Origin of the sequence: Amycolatopsis nigrescens CSC17Ta-90, from assembly GCF_000384315.1 — a bacterium.
In the GTDB taxonomy this organism is placed as follows: domain Bacteria; phylum Actinomycetota; class Actinomycetes; order Mycobacteriales; family Pseudonocardiaceae; genus Amycolatopsis; species Amycolatopsis nigrescens.
In genome coordinates this window covers 7,014,457-7,033,287 of record NZ_ARVW01000001.1, presented here as the reverse complement: position 1 = coordinate 7,033,287, position 18,831 = coordinate 7,014,457, and the positions used below count along the sequence as shown (strand labels likewise).

General features: G+C 69.6%; 17 protein-coding genes. 9 read left to right on the top strand and 8 right to left on the bottom strand.

Annotation, left to right across the window (positions count from 1 at the left end):
• Nucleotides 1-138 precede the first annotated feature (138 nt).
• The 4 genes from AMYNI_RS47545 to AMYNI_RS0133370 are packed head-to-tail and all read left to right on the top strand — an operon-like array spanning nt 139 to nt 5,028.
• Nucleotides 139-1,479, top strand: coding sequence for a radical SAM protein (locus AMYNI_RS47545; RefSeq protein ID WP_020672458.1), 1,341 nt, complete (start codon nt 139-141; stop codon nt 1,477-1,479).
• Nucleotides 1,479-2,813 carry a diaminopimelate decarboxylase family protein gene (locus AMYNI_RS0133380; protein ID WP_020672457.1) on the top strand — a complete coding sequence of 445 codons (1,335 nt, stop codon included), beginning with the start codon at nt 1,479-1,481 and terminating at the stop codon, nt 2,811-2,813. The genes AMYNI_RS47545 and AMYNI_RS0133380 overlap by 1 nt, the downstream gene beginning before the upstream one ends.
• Nucleotides 2,813-3,994: a metallopeptidase TldD-related protein gene (locus AMYNI_RS0133375; RefSeq protein WP_020672456.1), complete on the top strand. Its 1,182-nt coding sequence runs from the start codon at nt 2,813-2,815 to the stop codon at nt 3,992-3,994. Before AMYNI_RS0133380 ends, AMYNI_RS0133375 begins: the two co-directional genes overlap by 1 nt.
• Nucleotides 3,991-5,028, top strand: a complete 1,038-nt coding sequence (locus AMYNI_RS0133370) for a hypothetical protein (protein WP_157357540.1) — start codon at nt 3,991-3,993, stop codon at nt 5,026-5,028. Before AMYNI_RS0133375 ends, AMYNI_RS0133370 begins: the two co-directional genes overlap by 4 nt.
• Before the next feature lie 160 nt (nt 5,029-5,188).
• On the opposite strand, the gene AMYNI_RS45905 is transcribed toward AMYNI_RS0133370, so the two are convergent.
• The 4 genes from AMYNI_RS45905 to AMYNI_RS0133350 form a co-directional block, all read right to left on the bottom strand.
• Nucleotides 5,189-6,130 carry a GNAT family N-acetyltransferase gene (locus AMYNI_RS45905; protein WP_020672454.1) on the bottom strand — a complete coding sequence of 314 codons (942 nt, stop codon included), beginning with the start codon at nt 6,128-6,130 and terminating at the stop codon, nt 5,189-5,191.
• Nucleotides 6,131-6,348: 218 nt separating this feature from the next.
• On the bottom strand, nt 6,349-7,845 hold the full coding sequence (locus AMYNI_RS0133360) for an alpha/beta hydrolase (protein WP_020672453.1): 1,497 nt from the start codon (nt 7,843-7,845) through the stop codon (nt 6,349-6,351).
• Between the two features lie 110 nt (nt 7,846-7,955).
• Nucleotides 7,956-8,285, bottom strand: a complete 330-nt coding sequence (locus AMYNI_RS45900) for an HIT domain-containing protein (RefSeq protein WP_245574061.1) — start codon at nt 8,283-8,285, stop codon at nt 7,956-7,958.
• A gap of 18 nt (nt 8,286-8,303) precedes the next feature.
• Nucleotides 8,304-9,044 (bottom strand): ATP-binding cassette domain-containing protein, encoded by a 741-nt coding sequence (locus AMYNI_RS0133350; protein ID WP_026361256.1) that lies wholly within the window; start codon nt 9,042-9,044, stop codon nt 8,304-8,306.
• Nucleotides 9,045-9,189: 145 nt separating this feature from the next.
• Between AMYNI_RS0133350 and AMYNI_RS0133345 the strand changes: the two genes are divergently transcribed.
• The 4 genes from AMYNI_RS0133345 to AMYNI_RS0133330 all read left to right on the top strand — a co-directional run bounded on the left by AMYNI_RS0133345 (nt 9,190) and on the right by AMYNI_RS0133330 (nt 11,812).
• Entirely contained in the window at nt 9,190-9,903 is a 714-nt protein-coding gene (locus AMYNI_RS0133345) for a TetR/AcrR family transcriptional regulator (protein ID WP_211225527.1), read from the top strand.
• 81 nt (nt 9,904-9,984) lie between these two features.
• Nucleotides 9,985-10,215, top strand: a complete 231-nt coding sequence (locus tag AMYNI_RS0133340) for a hypothetical protein (RefSeq protein ID WP_020672450.1) — start codon at nt 9,985-9,987, stop codon at nt 10,213-10,215.
• Nucleotides 10,216-10,330: 115 nt separating this feature from the next.
• Nucleotides 10,331-11,164 carry an AraC family transcriptional regulator gene (locus AMYNI_RS0133335; protein ID WP_020672449.1) on the top strand — a complete coding sequence of 278 codons (834 nt, stop codon included), beginning with the start codon at nt 10,331-10,333 and terminating at the stop codon, nt 11,162-11,164.
• 66 nt (nt 11,165-11,230) lie between these two features.
• On the top strand, nt 11,231-11,812 hold the full coding sequence (locus tag AMYNI_RS0133330; RefSeq protein ID WP_020672448.1) for a dihydrofolate reductase family protein: 582 nt from the start codon (nt 11,231-11,233) through the stop codon (nt 11,810-11,812).
• A 67-nt stretch (nt 11,813-11,879) separates the two neighbouring features.
• On the opposite strand, the gene AMYNI_RS0133325 is transcribed toward AMYNI_RS0133330, so the two are convergent.
• The 4 genes from AMYNI_RS0133325 to AMYNI_RS0133310 all read right to left on the bottom strand — a co-directional run bounded on the left by AMYNI_RS0133325 (nt 11,880) and on the right by AMYNI_RS0133310 (nt 17,266).
• The gene (locus AMYNI_RS0133325; protein WP_245574230.1) at nt 11,880-12,707 is read right to left on the bottom strand and encodes a tetratricopeptide repeat protein; all 828 of its coding nucleotides are present in this window, start codon (nt 12,705-12,707) and stop codon (nt 11,880-11,882) included.
• 48 nt (nt 12,708-12,755) lie between these two features.
• Nucleotides 12,756-13,937 carry a serine hydrolase domain-containing protein gene (locus AMYNI_RS0133320; RefSeq protein WP_020672446.1) on the bottom strand — a complete coding sequence of 394 codons (1,182 nt, stop codon included), beginning with the start codon at nt 13,935-13,937 and terminating at the stop codon, nt 12,756-12,758.
• A gap of 110 nt (nt 13,938-14,047) precedes the next feature.
• The gene (locus AMYNI_RS0133315) at nt 14,048-14,488 is read right to left on the bottom strand and encodes an SRPBCC family protein (RefSeq protein WP_020672445.1); all 441 of its coding nucleotides are present in this window, start codon (nt 14,486-14,488) and stop codon (nt 14,048-14,050) included.
• A 102-nt stretch (nt 14,489-14,590) separates the two neighbouring features.
• On the bottom strand, nt 14,591-17,266 hold the full coding sequence (locus tag AMYNI_RS0133310; RefSeq protein WP_020672444.1) for an AAA family ATPase: 2,676 nt from the start codon (nt 17,264-17,266) through the stop codon (nt 14,591-14,593).
• Nucleotides 17,267-17,403: 137 nt separating this feature from the next.
• On the opposite strand from AMYNI_RS0133310, the gene AMYNI_RS0133305 reads away from it, so the two are divergent.
• Nucleotides 17,404-18,822, top strand: a complete 1,419-nt coding sequence (locus AMYNI_RS0133305) for an MFS transporter (protein ID WP_020672443.1) — start codon at nt 17,404-17,406, stop codon at nt 18,820-18,822.
• Nucleotides 18,823-18,831: the final 9 nt, after the last annotated feature.

Here is an 18,831-nt window from a genome sequence, read left to right as displayed (position 1 = left end):
CGGCGACCGACGGTATCGACCTGCCCACTCTGCCGGAGCGATTCCGGTCGAACACGGACTGGCTGGCCTGAGCGGGCCCCAGTTGGCCGCCCGCCTTGAAGAGATTTCGACTCGACGACCACTGGAGGTTGGCTAGCGATGTTCCAGCACCTCGTGCCCTACCGAGGCACTACGCCGCTGCCCGACAGGACGAGGCCGTTCGTGCGCTACCGCAAGGAGGATTTCGGCTATCTGGTGGCCTTTCCCCACGGCCACGTCGGCATGTACGAGGACAGCGTGCTCCCGCTGGTGGAGGCCGGGCTGTCCGCCGAGGAATGCCGGGCACACGCGCTCACCTCGCTGCCGGTGTCCGAAGACTTCCACTTCGTGGCGCCGTGCATGGCCTGGCTGGAGATCACCCGCCGGTGCAACCTGCGCTGCCCGCACTGCTTCGTCGAAGGCGGCATGTCGAGGAATCTCGAGCTGTCCACCGAGCGCATCTTCTCCCTGCTCGACGAGTGGGCCGAGATGGGCGTCTTCTCGGTCGTGATCACCGGCGGTGAGCCGAGCGTGCACCCGGACTTCCTGGCCATCGTCGAGCACGCGCACCAGCTCGGGTTCGTGGTCGGCATCGCCTCCAACGCGGTGCCGCTGACCGAAAAGGTGCTCGCCAGGATCCCGCAGGACGACGTGATCATCAGCGTCAGCCTGGACGGCATCCACGATCAGGGCAAGTACCGGGGCGAGACCGATTTCTCCTACGTGACCCGGCGGCTGCTGGAGATTCGCGACCGCGGCTTCAACACCAGCATCATGACCACAACCACCCACGACAACGCGAGCGACCTGCAGACGATCATCGGCTGGGCGGTGGACAACGACATCAGCCTGCGCAGCGTGCCGTTCGTGCCGATGGGCCGGGGCGCGCACTACCGCGAGCTGGCCAACACCGTCGGCGACGTGGACCTGGCCGCGGAGTTCTGGATCGCCGAGGAGCAGTGGGAGCGGGTCAAGGACCGCACGCTCGGCCTGTGCTCCGGCAAGGTGTTCAACTTCCTGCTGACCATGGTCTTCGCCACCCGCCGCTGCATGAGCGGGCGCGGGCTGGCCTACATCAACTCGAGCGGTGACGCCTTCCCGTGCAGTACCTGCTCCGGCAACAACGTGCTGTGCGCGGGGAACGTGATGCTCAAGTCGTTCCGCGACATCTGGTCCGGCCCCGACTGGGAGATCCGCCGGATCACCTGGGACAACTTCGCGAAGACCTGCGAAGGCTGCCCGATCAACGAGGACAAGTACTTCTGCACGAGCCGCTGCCCCGGCAGCTCCAGCGTCTACAACAACACCTTCGACGGCTGCGGCGCCACCGAGTTCCAGCGCCGGTCGGTGCTGCGGCGCGAGGAACTGTTCCGCGAACGGGTGATGGAGAATCCCACCGTCCTGGTCGGCGAGCACGGCCCCGATGCCGAACAGGTTCGCCTGGTGCGGGAGGAGTCCTGATGAGCACCCAGCCCGACGCCGTGCCCGACACTGTGCCCGACGCTGTGCCCGACGCTGTGCCCGACGCTGTGCCCGACGCTGTGCCCGACGCTGTGCCCGACGCTGTGCCCGACGCTGTGCCCGACGCTGTGCCCGTCGCCGGTCTCGGCCGCCTTCCCGCGCATATCGTCGCGGCCGGCACGGCGAAAGACCGGCCGACCTATGTGTACGACCTGGCCGCACTCCGCGCCCGCTGCGCGGAGATCGGCGCGCTGCCCATCGCCCGCAAGAGCATTCACTTCGCCAGCATGGCCAACGACCACCCGCGGGTGATCGACTGCATCCGCGCGGCAGGCCACGGCGTGTTCGTGAACTCGCGCAAGCACCTCGACATCGCACTCGGCAGCGCGGTGCCCCCGCACCGGCTGGTGTACGCGTCCAGCAACATGGTCGACGAGGAGATGCGGCACTGCGCCGACCTCGGCGTGCGCGTGGTGCTCGACTCCGTCGCGCAGGTCCGCCGGTTCGGCGTGGCCGCGGGGCCGGGGCACGAGGTGGGGCTGCGCGTCAGCGTCGGTTTCGCCGAAGGGGACACCCTGCGCGACGATCCCGGCTACCGGTTCGGGGTCCTGCCCGCCGAGCTGCCCGCGGCGGTGGACGCGGCGCGTGAGCACGGGCTGCGCATCGGCGGGGTGCATTCCTACCTTGGCACCAACCTGCCGGTCGAGCCGCTGGTCGAGGGCATCGGGCGGCTCGCCGAAGTGGCGACCGCGCTGCCGGACCTGACCTTCATCGACGCCGGTGGTGGGTTCCGCGTGGCAATGCCGGGCGAACCGCCGTTCGACACCGACGCCTACAGCCGCGGGGTCCGCGCCCACCTGGAGACGCTGGAACGGCGGACCGGCCGCGCGGTCCGGTTCCTGATCGAGCCCGGCCGCTATCTCGCCGCGAGCTGCGGGCACTTCTTCGTGACCGTGGTGGACGTGAAGGAACGCGCCGACCGGATCTTCGTCGGTACCAACGCCTCGGTGGCCGTCTTCCCCCGGCCGCTGATGTACCCGGACCGCGCCGAGCATCCCTGCGGCATCGTCGGGCGGGACTCCCGGACGCCGCCGGATCACCGGCCGGTCTATCTCTGCGGCAGCTCGACCTACTCGCAGGACTTCCTGGCACGCGGTCTTTCCCTGCCGCTGCCCAAGGTCGGCGACACGCTGGTGTTCGGCAACGCGGGTGCCTACTGCCGGTCGATGGTGACCAGGTTCCTCGGCAAGGACCACCCGGCCGAGGTGGTGCTCGACGGGCCGGGTTCGGCCACCTCCGCCGCCGAGCTGGACCTGTTGACGGACGCGATGTGATGGAACTCCGCCGGCGGGAGCACGCGCGATCGGTGGGCGTGCTCACCGGCTCACCGGGCCGGGTGCCGGTCCGCCGCGAACGCTGCGAGTTCACCGGTGGCCGCGACGATCTCGGTGACGACCGGGGCAGCACCCTGTTCAGCGGCACGCAGGACGGGCCGGTGGCCCCGGAACCGCCGTGGCCGGCCGGCCACGAGGAGATCGAGCGGCGGCTGGCGGAGTTCATCGGGTGGATCGGCGGTGACGTCGTACTCCAGCACCGGGCCGTCGCGACCGGCCGGTGTGCGGTCACCGGCGCCGGCGCGGTCAGCGAGGGCGTACGCACGGTCTTCGCGCTGACCGGCAAGACCGTCACGGAGAACGGCCGGACGCTGCCGATCGGGCTGAGCGGCCGGGGAAACGGGCTGGCGGTGCTGGAGGACCGCGCGCTGGCGGAGACGATGGCCTGGACCCGCGGCGCGCTGGCCTCGGCGGCCGGGCCGGTCCGCGGGCGGCCGCCCGCGGTGCTGAGCCCGCAGGCGGCCGCGGTGCTGCTGCACGAGGCGGTCGGCCACTATGCCGAGGCCATGCATGTGGGCGCGCCCGCGGTGCACCGCCTGTTCACCCGCATCGCAGGCGAGTGTCTGTCCGTTGTGGACGAACCGGACCCGGACGAGGACAGCGACCGCCGCCATCACGACGACGAGGGTGTGCTCAGCCTCGGCTCGACCCAGGTGGTGCGTCGGGGCGTGCTGGTCGCCCAGTTGCACAGCCGGGAAACCGCCCGCGCGGCGGCCACCATGCCGACCGGCAACGCGCGGGCCGCGCAGGTCTGGGACAGCCCCATTCCTCGGGTCTCGAACCTGGTCTGCGCCACCGGGCAGCGGCCGGAGCGAGCGCTCGTCGGCGAGCTGACCTCCGGTGTCTACGTGCACCGGCTCGCCGACGGTTACCGGCAGGGCACCCGGGTCTCGGCGCACATCGTGCTCGGCGAGTACATCCGGCAGGGGCGCCGCACCGGCCACTACTTCACCGGTAGTCAGGTGGACGGCAAGCTGGATCTGCTCACCGATCTGGCCGAGCTCGGCAACCAGGCCGAACGCAGTCCGAACGCCATGTGCGGCAAGGCCGGCCAGCTCCTGTTCGACGTCGGCACCGTGACGCCGGCGATGCGGCTTTCGGCACTGAGCCTGGTCTCATGAGCCCCACCGACGCACTTCCTTCCGCGGAGGCGGCAGTGTCCACAGTGCCCACAGCGACCACAGCCACGATTCGCCGTGAGGTCCGGCTGGTGCGGCGCACCGGCGACGCGCCGACCCGGCGGCACCGGTGGGCCTGCTCGATCGATCCCCGCCCGGATGGCCTGGACGTGCGCATCGCAGCCCCGGAAGGTCTCGAAGACGCCGATCTCGAGCGGCCGGCGGCGCAGCTGCACGACGCGCTGCTCCGGCAGCTGCCCCGGATGCTGCACCGGGACGCGCGCTCCGAAGTCGGCATCGTCCGCACCGAGACCGAGGCCGGTGTGTCCAGCAAGACCTATGCGCTGACGACCTGCGCGGAGGTCGTCGTCACGCTCGACGAGCACCTTTGGCCGGAGCCCGCGGCCCCGTGGCGGGGCACCTGCTCGCCGGCCGACCTCGACCGGGATCTGCCGGTGGTGCTCGGCCCGTCCGCGGTGCTGTCGCTGGCTTCGGGCGCGCTGGAGATGCCCGACGATCCCTTCGGCACGGAGAAGTCGGCGGTGCCGAGCTGGCTGTCGGTGGACACCGGGCACCGCTCGCCCTACCCGCCGCACGACTGCCCACCGGAGATCACCGGCTCCGGCCCGCTGCCGGCCACGATCGCATGGTGGGCCGCGCACACCGAGCACTGGATGCGGCCGATGCGCACCACCAGGGCGAGCCGTGGCCAGTACCGGGTGCGGGCCGCGCTGCCGTCGGTGGCCGACCGGCCGCCACGGCTGTGGGTGGAGTCCCTGGTCAGCCTGGACACGCTCGGCCGGTACTGGCACGCGTCGCTCTCGGTCGAGCGGGACGGCGGCCGCTGGTGGCTGACCCGGCCACTGTCGGTGCAGATTCGCGCCGGTGACCTGCTGCGTTCGGCGGTGGGCCAGATCGAGCCGCCGCGCCCGGCGATGGACCACGACCCGATCGACGGGGAGTCCTTCGGCTGGGCGCCCGGCCTGCTCACCGCCCGCACGGCGGGTGAACTGGGGGTCCGGAGCCGACCGAGATGATCGGTTACCACCTCGATATCTCACCGGCGCCGCTCCAGTGATTCCCGGAGATCGGCGGTCAGCGGCTGAACGCCATTCTTCTGCCCGTTCAACCCGGCGATCGCATTCCATGATCTTTACCGGCCGAATATCCCCGGTATCCGAATAACCGGGCCCGGCTTCACCTGATCTGGCGAATCCCGATGTCAGCGAGGAAATCCGCCCGGTAGGGATTGAGGTCGGTGTCCGGGTCGCCGGTGAGCACATCCAGCCGCAACGCGGTCTCGGCGGTGATCGCTTCGGCTCCCCCGTCCGGCAGCTGGTAGGACAGCAGTACCGACGGCTCGCTGAGGGTGCCGAGCCGGAGCACCCTGCTGGCTTCGTCCGGGTCGTCGGCCGAGCCGAACAGCCGGGCCGGGATCGGGGTGAAGCCGAGCCTGCTCTTGAAACCGAACAGGCCAGGCTTGGCGATGTGCCCGTACAGCGCGGGATCGGTGCCGAGCGAGATGTTGCGGAAACCGAGTTCACGCGCCGCCTGGAACACCCGCAGGTACATCGCCCTGACGAGCCGGTTCCGTCGGCTGTCCGGTGCGGTGGTGCCGAACCGGATCTGCACGGTGGAGACGTCGTCACGTTTCCAGCACACGCAGCAGCCCACCAACGTGCTGCCTTCGAACACCTGCACCAGGAAGTAGTCGGCGCCCTGTTCGAGAATCTCTTCCCGCTGCAGGCGCGCGAACGGGATCCCGTACCGCATGGTGCTGATCTGGCGTTCGTACACGTCCAGGAAAGCGTCGAAGGACGGCGCGTCGAGCGGGTGGGTCACCTTCATCTCGTAGCCGTGGCCTGCCACGGCTCGCAGCGCTGCCCGAACATTGCGCCGCTCGCTCACCGAAAGCCGGTCCAGGAACGCCTCGTCGGACTCGTCCACCGGGGAGATCCAGGTAACCCAGGCCGGTTTGATGGCGAACCCGGCCCGCCGCAGCGATTGCCAGCATTCGGCCACGGGATCGACGACGGTCACGAGGTCGACCCGGTCCCGTAGCGAGGCCCAATCCGCCTCCAGCGCTTCGCCGGCGTCGAGCAGACCGGTGGTGAGTCCGTGAGCGGTCTCGATTTCCACGAAATTCCTCCTCGGCGTCGGGAAAGCCGACTCACGGGCCGAACTCCCGACTAGTATCTAGGCACGGATCGACCATCTTGTCCAGCACTCCCCGCCCTGATTCGCACGGTGCGCCGACCACCCGCGAATTCGATGTGCCGCTGGACGACGAATGCCCACCTGGCCCAATACGGAAACGGACCCGGCCGCGAGCGCGACCGGGTCCGTTCCGGGTGAAGCTACCGCTGATACGGCCCCGAGGAATGCGGGTTCAGGGTCGTCGAGGCGGACGGGGAAGCCGGCTTCTCCGTCGCCGGGCAGGACAGGCCCTTCGCCGGCACCGTCAGGTCGAGCAGGTACGCGTCCACCGCCTCGTTGACGCACGGGCTCGGCCCGCCGTTGCCGTAGGCGGTGTGGCCCCAGCCCTCGTAGGTGATGAGGTGCGAACCGCTCTGCTTCGCGGCGGTCTTGTTCCACTCGTACACCGTCGCCGGATCATGGATGTTGCCGACCATGACCAGCGGCGGCGCACCCTCGATCTCGAGTGGCTGCTGCGGGTTCGTCGTCTTCAGCGGGTCACCGGCGCAGGTGAGCGCGTGGTCGACATAGGGACTCCACTCGATGTTCGGGAACTCCCCGGACAGCTTCGTGCGCAGCTTCTCGTACTCGGCGAAATCCTGCACCGGGTAACGCCAGTCGCTGCACCAGATCGGCGGATACGGGTTGTTGACCGCGGCGGCCGCCTCGAGCGACGCCGGGGACATCGTGCCCGTGCCGTCCTTGAGCGCCTTGAGGTCGGTGGCCAAGTTGCCCCACGCCGGCGGCTGGTTCACCGAGAACGCCCGCTGCGACAGCGCGTAGAAGTCCACCGGGTCACCCGTCTCGGGGTCGGTGAGCTTGCCGGCCTTGGCTTTCTCCTTCAGCTCGCCGTAGACCTTCGCGGTGTCCTGCCCGTGCAGCGCACAGGTCTCCGTGGTGTCGCACCACTTCGCGAACTCCACGAAGTTCTTCTCCACCGGCTCGGTCTCGGTCCGCATGAAGTCCCACGCCGTTGGCAGGCTGTGGTCCATGTTCCCGTCGTTGACCATCGCCCGGATCCGGTCCGGGAACAGCTCCGCGTACTGCTGCCCCATCAACGACCCGTAGGAGTAGCCGACGTAGTTGATCTTCTCCTCGCCGAGCGCGGCGCGGATGGCGTCCATGTCACGCGCGGTGTTGAGGTTGTCGACGTGGTCGATCAGGTCACCGGAGTGCGCACGGCAGCTGTCCATCAACTGCTGGTTGAGCGACACCAGTTTGTCGAAGTCCGCCTGGCCGGCAGGATGCCGTGCGTCGGTGGCCTGCTGGGAAAGCGCCTCGTCGCAGAGCAACTGCTGGCTGGTGTTGATGCCGCGCGGGTCGAAACCCACCACGTCGAAGCGCGCGGTGACCGCCTCGGTGAACGGGTCACCGCTCGACACCATGCTCACCCCGGAACCGCCGGGGCCGCCAGGATCGACCAGAATCGTGCCGATCCGGTTCGCCTGATCCTTGGCCTGCCGCTTGGCGATCCCGATCTTGGTCTTCGCACCGTCCGGTTGCGACCAGTCGAGCGGCACCTCGATGGTGGCGCACTGCGCGCCCTTGCCGTCCGGACACGGCTGCCAGTCGATGGCCGCGGCCTTGCCGCCGGTCTCCATCGCGTTCACAGTGGCCGGCACCGCGATGGCGCCGGCCGCGATCAACACCCCGGTCACCCCGCCTATGAGAGATCTCCTACCTACGCGCATACGGTTGGTTCCTTTCCGTTGGGGACTTTTCCAAGTTACCGACGGAACCGATCACACGGAGCGTTTGTTCAACCTCGTTACGTCACCACGACGCGGTCATGACCTGGGGTCCGGTGTGGAGCAGAGCCGACCGCCCAGTCGGGCGATCGCGTCCACATCGCCGGGGACTCCCGGTTTCCAGGGCAGCACCAGCCGATCCTTGGTCTTGCCAGGTACCGCGGGATCACGTGCAAGTGGAAGTGGAACACCGTCTGCCAAGCGGCGGCGCCGCAGCAGTTGAGCAGGTTGACCCCGTCGGCACCGAACTCCGCGGCGGCCGCCTTGGCGATCCGCTGCGCAGCCAGGGTGACGGCGGCAAGGTCCTCGGCCGGAATCTCGAACAGGTCCTTGCTGTGCCGCTTGGGCACCACTCATGGGCACCAAGCTTATTGCCCGATCTCGTGGAAAAAGCCTTGCACGTAGGAATCGGCGAGGGAATGGACTTCGGTCGCGGGACTGGAAGCGGTGATCTGACCGTTGCGCATGAACACCATGTGGTCGGCGGCGCCGGTGGCGGTCAGCAACGGCACTTCCTGGGTGATGGCGAGCACGGCGGCACCGGTGTCCGCATAGCGCCGCAGGGTGGTCCACACCTCGTAAGCGGTGCCTGCGTCCAGGGAAGCGGTGGGTTCGTCCGCGATCAGCACCTCGGGTGCGGCCAGCAGGGCGGCGGCCAGTGCGGCGCGCTGGATCTGGCCGCCGGAATGCTGGTGTGGATACAGATCCAACGCGTCGATGGGGTAGCAGGCCGAAGCGCAGGCGCGCCCGATGGTGCATCGCCGGTGCCGACGTTCCAGCTCACGCAACTGCGTACCGACGGTGGCTTCTGCCGTGAAGGCGGTTACTCCCGATTGGGGCACCAAGCCAACGGTGCTGCCGCGGAGTTGCTTCCAGTGTCGCCGGTCCTGCACGTGCGTGCCGTTGATGAGCACGTGCCCGGAAGCCTGCGCCGACTCGGGCAGATTTCCGGTCAGTGCGGCGGCAGTCATGGACTTTCCACACCCGGATTCGCCGAGGAGGGCAGTAATCCGGCCCGCTGGCACGACAAGGTTCACCGCCTCGAGGACTGTCTCGCTCCATCGACCGGTGTCGATGTGGACGGTCAGCTCACGCAGTTCAGCAGTCACCGTGCAACCCGAGCCGATAGGTCAGGATTTTGTACTCCCAGTGAATCATGACACGAACGTATCATCAGGAAGTGGCGAAAACCTTTATGTCCCTGGCATTACATCACACTTTGTGCCGACCACATCGAGGACATGGTGTGACGAAATGAGCGCCGGATGCGCGATGTGCGGCACCGCGCTGCCCGACCGGGGGCGCGGTCGCCCCAAGGTGTACTGCTCGCGCAGCTGCCAGGCACGGGCCTACCGCCGTCGCACCGCACCCCCGGCACCGCAACCGCCGGCACCGCAACCGCGGCGACGGCAGATCGCCGAGGCGGTCTGGCGGATCGCCGCCGAGCGCGGGCTGCACGCGGCGAGCATCCGGGAGGTGGCCGCCGAAGCCGGGGTCTCCACCCGCTCCGTGCAGTACCACTTCCACAGCAAACACGAACTGCTCGTCGCCGCGCTGCGCCTGTTGCACCAGGACAACGAGCGCCGCGCCCAGCGCCGGATCACCGCCGGCGCGACCGATCCCGGCGTCCTGCTCCGCTCGATCGTCGACGAGCTCCTGCCGCTGGACGCCCAACGGCGCACCACCCTGCGCGTGCTCGCCGCCTACTACGCGCGCAGCCTCACCGACCCCGCGCTGGCGGCGGTGTTCCTCCACGACCAGCACCCGCTGGAAGACCTCGTCGCCGCCGTCATCGCGCAGGCCAAACAGGCCGGTGCGGCTGCACCGGCGCTGGAACCCCGCGCGGAGGCGGACATCCTGGTCTCCGCCGCCGTGTCGCTCGGCGGAGACGTTCTGCACGGCATCCGCACCCTCGCCGCGGTGCGCCGCACCCTCGACTACCACCTCAGCAGAATCCTGCCCCCGTGAGCCGCTCCCAGTTGCCGGATCCGATCGCGGCCTTCTCCTCCTCGGTGAAGGGCGCGTTCTCGAGGATGCGCCCGCGGAGCCGTGCTCACCTGGCTGTCGCTGCCCGACGATCGACGCGACCCCGCCCTCCTCACCGCCATGCGCGAAGCGATGATCTCCGCCGTCACCCTCGACAAACCCGCTGTACGCGACGCGAGCCCCGCCGGCGCTGCCCGGGCGCTGCGCGCCCTGCTGCCCGGACAGACAACGCTCAGCAAAGCCGAACACCACCTGCTCGGCGAATGGCTCGACCGCCTGACCGCAGATCGTTGAGCTCGTAGTTAAACCTTTCGCCTGGGTGATGGGGTTGTGGCGCGGATGTTCCACATCCCGCGCACGACGCCGGCCGGGCGTCGGCGATGCTGTGCACGTGGAGTACGTGTCCAGAGTGCCGCGACCGCCGCTGGACGGGCTGATCGACGACCTCTACTACCTGGCGGGTGCGCCGCCGTACGCCCGGCTGACGCTGCCGCCGGCGCCGTCGGCGCTGCTCATCGTCAACCTCGGGGCGCCGTTCCGCATCCGCGCCGGCACCGACCTCGACACCGACACCGAGACGGCCGAGTACGCCGACGGCTGCGTAGTCACCATGCCCACCCGCGCGTGGGAGTTCGGCTACCCACTCCGGACCCGGTCCGTCGGCGTGCACTTCAAGCCGTGGGGGCTGGCGCCGTTCCTGCCGATGCCCGCGGCCGAGCTGTGTGACCGGCCGGTGACGGTGGAGCAGGTTTGGGGCCGGCCTGCCATTGCTGAGCTGCGAGACCGGCTGGCCACGGCGGACGGACCGCACGAGATGCTGACGCTGCTCGAGGAGGAGCTGATGCGGCGGCTGTGCGAGACCGCCGGCCTTGGGCTGGTCCGCCATACGAGCAGCGTCATCGCGGCGACCACTGGGACGGTGGCGATCGGCGACCTGAGCGTGGCAGCCGGTGTCAGCAGCACTCATCTGGCACAGCGGTTCAAGGAGCTCATCGGCGTCACGCCGAAGCGGCTGGCCCGCACCCACCGCTTCACCGCCACCGTGTTCGCGATCAACCCCGCCGGACCGATCGACTGGGGCGACCTCGCCAATGGCGCAGGCTACTTCGACCAGGCCCACTTCGGCCACGAGTTCCGGGCGTTCACCGGGCTCACGCCGACCCGGTACGTCGAAGTCCGGCAGCGGTTCCTGCGCGAACATCCCGGCCACGCGCTGGACAGCTGGCCGCTACCGGCCGATTGATTTCTTACAAGAGCGACAGTTCACGGCAGGCTAATTTGGGGACACCCCAAAGCAGAGGAGAGCCCCGTGGGCAAGGTGGTCATGTACAGCTCGGTGTCGGTGGACGGCTTCGTCGCGGACGAGCACGACCAGCCCGGACCGCTGTTCGACTGGTTGTTGAGCGGCGATGTCCCGTTGGACGAGAGCGGCGAGCTGAAGGTGTCGCAGACGTCCTACGACTACACCCGGCCGTACTGGGACCAGATCGGGGCGACAATCGCCGGCCGCCACGTCTTCGACATCACGGACGGCTGGGACGGGAAGCCTCCGGGCGGGATCGACCACGTGGTCGTCGTGACGCACCGGCCGGCGCCCGAGGGCTGGGACCCCGAGGCGCCGTTTCACTTCGTCGACGGCGTCGAGGCAGCCGTGGCCAAGGCGCAGGAGCTTGCGGGTGACCGCTTGGTCGAGGTCGCCGCTGGCGACGTCGGTGGCCAGGTGCTTGCCGCGGGTCTGGTCGACGAGGTGCGCATGGACGTCGTACCCGTGGTGTTCGGGTCCGGCAAGCGCTACTTCGGGTCGGTCGACGCGCAGCACCTGTTGGAGGATCCTGACGTGGTGATTCAGGGCAACCGGGTGCTTCACCTGCGCTATCGGGTGCGCCGTTGACCGATCTGAGCGGGTCCGCGAATAAGTCCACTGCGGACGGTGACACCAGCTCGGAGTGAACTTCAAGCTAGTCCTGAGCGAGTTCATCCGCTGCGTTGGCGTAGATGCGGAGCAGTTCATCGCGGACTCTCCGGGCCTCCTTGTCCTCGATTCCGGCTAGGTCATCGAGTCCGCGCCGCGCAGTCTTGACCGCGTCGTGCGGACGCCCAAACCAGAGGTAGACCATGGCCAGTTCGCTGCGGCGGAAGGCCAGCGTCGGCACCCGACAGCCGGTCCGCTCCAGAGCGGTGATGTTGCGTTCCAGCAATGGCAGGCCCTCAGGGAGTTCAGCGTCCAGGTACTGCCAGGCCAGTTGGTGTCGCAGCACGAGGCAGTCCGCGCATTCAGGGCCCTGGGCTCGCGCGCTGACGCGCAGGGCGTCGCGGAACAGCTTGAAGGCGTCCTGAGTACGGCCAGCGGTCCAGTAGGCGTTGAACAGCTTGTACCGCAAACGGTTGACCCGTCGGGTGATCGGTCCGTCCTTGCCGGCGGTGGAGAGCTTGCGTTCCAGGCGCGAGATGCCGGGTACGTCTCGGCCCTGTGCCTGGTAGGCCGCGATCAGGTTAGCCGTGAGGTACTTGACTCGGGGATGGTCGACTCCGGACAAGCGGCGGTAGAACCTGAGCGCGTCGAGCAGTGGTGACTCGGCCCGGGCGGGCTGGTCTTCGCGCAGATAGGTGATGCCGAGCCACTCCAGTGCGTCCATGAGCTCGGGGGCGTCGCGTGGTTTGAGTCCTTCTTGTCGGGCTTCCCACACAGCATGTTCCACCATACGGATGCCTGCTGCCGTGCTCGGGGCGCTCTGTGCCGCGCGGGTCAACGGTGAATCGAACGAGGGACGATAGTCAGGCGCCATCACCAACCCATCATGGCCGCGGACAACGGACCTACGACCCGACATCACTCAGTTAGAGCACAGCGCGGTCTCGACGGTCTTGAGCAGGTGCAGTCCCTGGTCCCGCGTGATGGGTGACCGGGTGAGGGCAACGGTGGCGCTGCGGCCGGTGCGCCCGCCGGCGTCGACGGCCAGGCCGCTCATGGTCGTGTAGCCGGGTACATCACCGCTGTGGCCGTAGAAGTAGCCGCCGCAGGACAACGGCGTGCGGATCAGGCCGAGTCCGTATTCCGCGCCGGGCCACAGCTGCGTCGGTACCGGCCGCTTCATCTCCGCCAGCATGCCCGGCGACAGCAGGTCGCCCTCGAGCAGCGCGGTCAGGAACCGGTTGTAGTCGCGTGGGGTGGAGACGAGCACACCGGACACCCCGAGCAGGGACGGGCTGAACTCGGTGATGTCCACCAGCCGGGGGCCGCCGGGATCGGGCATCGCCAGGTAGCCGCGAGGATGCGGTCCTCGCAGGTCGTACTCCCTGGCGCCGGGCAGGTACATGGTGTCCAGGCGCAACGGCTTGATGACGCGCTCGGCCACCTCGTGCTGCCAGCTGTGCCCGGTCACCTTCTCGATCACCATGCCGAGCAGTTCGTATCCGGTGTTGGAATAGGCCCAGCGGCCGGGCTCTCCCGGCTGGAACGTCGGCGGATGGGCCAGCGCCATGTCGAGCAGTTCCTTGCCGCTGAACTGCCGGAACCGCCCGGCCAGCAGCTCTTCCGGTGTACTCCCCAGGTCGCCGGTGAAGTCCGGCACGCCGCTGGTGTGCTGCAGCAGGTGCCGGATCCGCATCTTCCGGCCGTCGTTGCCGTTGCCGCGCACCAGCCCGGGCAGGTAGCGCTCGACCGGTGCGTCCAGGCCGATCGCGCCTTGTTCGACGAGTTGCAGCACCACCGTGGCCACCACGGTCTTGTTGTTGCTCCCTATTCTCACCCGGCCGTCGTAAGGCACCGGCCGCCCGGTGCTGAGGTCGCCTACGCCGCTGCGCACGGTCCGGTGCCTGGCGGCGCCACCTGGCCAGGAGGCGCCGGTAACGGTGGCGAGCGCGCCGGGAAACCCCTCCTCGTGAGTCAGCTCGTCCAACTCGGCCTGCAGCGCCGAATCCGTCGCCGCACCCGCCTGAGCCGGCGCGGGCACGATCCCGCCCACCGCGACCACCAGCATCGCGGCCAGCCCGATCATCCGGCCGGACTTCGTCATCACGGAACCCCCTAGTTCGTAGCCCCACATCCATGGACACCATGGCCGAGCAGAAGGCCACCGGTCACACGGGTGCGCACCATGATCCGAGGTAGGGCTGTCCCCAGCCTTCAGGGTTTCTCCGCGGCCTTCTTGAGGTGGCCGAGCCATGCGGTAAGGGATTCGCGGAGCCCGGCCCGCATGCCGTCGATGTCGGAGCGCACCGGGTCCCCGTCCCATGACTCCTCGGTGTGGACGTGCACCGAGGAACCGGTCGCGTCGAACCGCCACAGGTGGATGCCGGTGATTCCGTTGGCAGTTCCGCCCCAGAGGATCCGGCACGGGGCCTGTAGTGAGTACACAGTGGACTCGATGTCCAGCCCGGCCGTCTGCCAGCGGAAGGTGCTGTCCTCGCGCAGCGGACGGTCAGCGGTCGCGGCGGTGATGTCGGGCTGCCAGTCCGGCCACGACGAGACCTCCGTGAGCAGCTGCCACACGAGCCGCGACGGTGCGTCGATGACGATGTCGCAGTGCACCACCACCGGTGCTTTCAGGTCGATCTCGGTGATCATTCGCACGCCTCCCTCGGACTGGAGCAGCAGGCTCCGGCTGTCACCGAATACGGTCGCGCGACCTGGCCGCCGTTCGCGTCGGCAGGATTCACCTAGTCCGCGTCAGCCGAGATCGGGCATGTCCCTGAGCTGCCTGCGCGACGTGATTCCGAGCTTGCGGAAGATGTTGCGCAGGTGGGCGTCCACCGTCCGCGGGCTGAGGAACAGCCGCGTGGCCACTTCCTTCGACGTCGCGCCCGCCGCGACCTGGCGCGCGATGTGCATCTCCTGCATGGTCAGGTGGTCGTAGGTGTGCTCGGAGCGGCTGCGGGCCACTTCCCCGGTCGCGCGCAGCTCGTCCTCGGCCCGCCGGGCGAACGCCTCCAGTCCGATCTCCGACAGCCGTTCGTGCGCGGTACGCAGGTGTTCGCGCGCGTCGCGACGGCGGCCTGCACGGCGTAGCCACTCCCCGTACCGCAGGTGCGCCCGCGAGAGGTGCAGCGCCAGTGGGCCGTCCGTCAGGTGCTCGAGCGCCTCCAGGTAGTCGCCTTCCGCGTCGCTGACCAGCGCCCGCGCGCCTGCTGCCACGCCGAGGGCGAAGCTGGTTCCCGCGGGCTCCGTGCGCTCGACCAGTGACTCCAGCGCCGACTTCGCGACGGCGTTCTCCCCGCACCGGACCGCGGCCTCCACCAACTCGGGCAGTGCGATGCCGGTGAGGAAAAGGTCTCCGCCCGCCACGGCTCGCCTGGCCGCGTCCAGCGCGGCCGGATAGTCGGCAAGGCCGTTGTGCAGCACGGCCATCGCCCAGTGCACGTTCGCGGTCAGCTGACCGGTGTCCCGGCTCATCGCCTCCGCGAACAGGTCGAGCACCTCCTGGCGGCGGCCGCGCATCGCCGCCAGGTGCACCCTCGGGTACAGCTGCGGCTGATCGTCGAAGGCGTCGGCGATCGCCTCCTCCTCGGCAATCGCGGCCATCGCCTGCCCGAAGTCGCCGTTGAACACCGCGGCCAACGCCACCTGCGACAGGCCGAGCCGGATGGTCATCGGTGATCCCGTAACCCGCCCGGACCGCACCACCCAGTCGATGACCTTCGCGTGCAGCTCGAGGTCCCACAGCTCGCCCGTGAGCACCGTGGCCAACGCCGGCACACCGGTCCAGCCGGCATCGTCGCCGGTGAGTATCCGCCGAAGCGGCGGCACACCGGCGCGGTGTCCCTCGGTGCGCAACAGCACCAGCCCGTCCAGGAGGTCCGGTCGCGATGCCGGCGGCGCCGAGCGGGCCGCGTCGAGCACCCGGTCCATCACCCCTGCAGCCCTCCCGACGAGGAGCCCCATCTCCAGCGCCGCCACGAAGCATTCGCGCGACCGCTCCGGATCGCTGGCGGCGAGCCGCTGCCCCGCCCGCAGGATGAGTTCCGGCCCCCTGATCGCCCCGTCCGCACCTTGGACGAAAGCGATCCGCCCGCGCAGCAGATCGACGGCCGCGTGCTGGAGATCGTCCAGTGTCTCGGTGTCGATGCTGGCCACCAGCTCGGCCGCCGCGTCCGCCCGGCCCGCCTCGAGCGTTGCCCGCGCGGCCGCGAGCGTGCGCTCGGTCTGCTTGCCGGGGTCGAGCGAGAGCGCCGCCGCACGCTCGAAGAACGCTGCGGCCGCCGCTACTCCCCCGCGCGCCTGCGCACGCGACGCCGACGACTCCAGCTCCGCCGCGACCCGTTCATCCGGCCCGGTGGTGGCCTGAGCACGGTGCCAGGCGTGCCGGTCACCGGCGGCGACCGGGTCGGTGGCATCGGCCAGCGCCCGGTGCGCCGCATGGCGTTGCTCCGGCCGAGAATCCCGGTAGACGGCCGAGCGCGCCAGCGGGTGGCAGAAGCGTGCGCGCGTGTCGAACTGCACCAGCCCGGACGCCTCGGCGGCGGCACTCGCGGCGGGCAGGTCGATGTCCAAGCGCTGCGCGGCCGCCCACAGCAGAGCAGGGTCCCCGGTGGGGTCGGCGCTCGCGAGGATCAGCAGCAGCCGTGCCTCCGGGGGCAGTTTCGCCATCCTGGCCCGGAAACTCCGCTCGATCCGGCTCGCGACCGGCGACGGCGTCGGCAGCGCGAAGCCGCCTGCTTTCGGCAACTCGATCAGGGCCAGCGGGTTGCCGCGCGCCTCGGCGAGCAGGCGATCGCGCACCCGCTCGTCGAGCGTCGCGGTTTTCTCCTCGGCCAGCAACGCGCGCGCCTGCGCATCGCTCAGGCCGCCGACCGTCAGCCCGGGCAGCTCGTCCAGCCCGCGGATGGCGCCGGAGTCGCGGGCCGCGAACACCATCGCGATCGGCTCCGCCGCGATGCGCCTCGCCAGGAACGTCACCGCCTTCGCCGAGGCGGCATCCATCCAGTGCGCGTCATCGACGACGCACAGCATCGGACGTTCCGCCGCGGCGGCCGCGAGCAGTTCGAGCGCGGCGAGGCCGACGCGGAACGGGTCCGGTGCGCCATCGGCAAGCCCGAACGCGACCAGCAGGGCGTCGCGGTAGGGAGGCGACAGCGTGTCGAGATGCGCCAGCACCGGAACGCACAGCTGGTGCAGTGCCGCGAACGGCAGCTCGCCCTCGAACTCCGATCCGGACGCGCGGATGATCTGGAACCTCTCCGGCGTCGCGTGCTCGACGTGCTCCAGCAGCGCGCTCTTGCCGATGCCCGGCTCGCCGCGGAGGACGAGCACACCGCCCTCGGCCTGTTCCGCCGCGCGGACGAGGGCGAGGAGGCGATCGATCTCGTCGTGCCGGCCGACGAGCGAGCGGAGGGACGGCGTAGGCATGGGGCAAACCATAGAGGGATGCCGCCCTGACGGGAGTAGGTGGAAGTAGGTGGAAGTAGGTGATTGTCACCGACGCGAGCGACGGTGCATCCGGGCGATCGTCATGGCATGACGACACACCGCAGAAGGACGGCATGATGAGCAACGGACCCGCACCCAGCGCGGTGCACACCCGCCAGGGGGCAAGCCGCGGCCTGGCGATGGCCGGCCTGGCGACCGCCATGTTCCTGGTCATTCTCGACGCCGCGATGGTGAACCTGGCCGGGCGAACGATCCGCGAGGGCCTCGGGCTCACGGCCGCCGAGCTCACGGTCGTGGTGGACAGCTATCTGGTGGCGTTCGCCGGTCTGCTGCTGCTCGGGGGCCGCCTCGCCGACGTGCTCGGAAGCCGGAAGGTGTTCCTCACCGGCATGGCCATCTACCTCGCGGCATCGGCCTTCTGCGCGCTGGCCACCAGCGGCGGAATGCTGATCGCCGGACGGATCGGGCAGGGTATCGGGGCGGCGGTCGTGATGCCGGCCGCGCTCTCGCTCGTGCTCGCCCTCTACTCGTCTTCCGCGGAACGCACTCGTGCGCTGGGCATCTGGGGCGCGGTCGCGGGTGCCGGCAGCCTCATCGGCGTCTTTCTCGGTGGCACGCTGACCGAGCTGCTGGGCTGGCAGGCGGTGTTCGTGACCCCGGTGCCCTTCGGCGTCATCGGGGCGATCATCGTCTGGCGTTCGGTGCCGCCGGTCCCCGGCCGGCCCGGCCGGTTCGACGCGCTCGGCGCGGTCACCATCACCATCGGGATCTCCGGCCTCGCGCTGGGCATGGTCTCCGCTTCCGAAGCTGGCTGGGCCGCGCCCGGCACCATCGCCGGCCTCGTGATCGGCCTCGCGTCCCTGGCGGCGTTCGTGACCGTCGAACGACGCTCCGCGCACCCTCTGGTCCCGCTCGGCGTCTTCCGCAGGAAGCCGGTGGTCACGGCGAACCTGGTGATGCTGCTGATCGGCGGCACCCTGACCAGCCTGTTCTTCTTCCTGCCCCAGTACCAGCAAGACGTTCTCGGGATGAGCCCGCTGACGGCCGGGATGACCCAGATCCCGCTCGCCGTCATGATCATCGTGGGCAGCGTCGCCGCGCCGCTGCTGGCCAAGCGCGTCGGGCTGCCCCGCGCCCTGCCGGTCGCGCTCGCCGTGCTGCTCGCCGGCTTCCTCTGGCTGGCGATGGACCCGACGACGACCGGCTTCTCGGTCAGCCTGCTTGGCGCGTTCCTGCTGATCGGCACCGGACTCGGACTCGGCGCCGTCAACGCCACCGCGATGGCGGTGCGCGACAGCACCGACGGTGAGTCAGGTCTGCTCAGCGGACTGGTCAACGCCGCACAGCAGCTCGGCGGCGCGGTCGGGCTCGCCGCGCTGGCCGGGATCGCCATCGGCGCCGCGGGAACACACGGGGACATCTCGTTCACGACCGCGTTCCTCGGCGAGGCCACGCTCATCCTGATCGCACTCGCACTTTCGCTCATCTCCACTGCCAGGACACGGCGGGCCCCGGCCGCCGTGGGCACGCACTGAACCTCCACC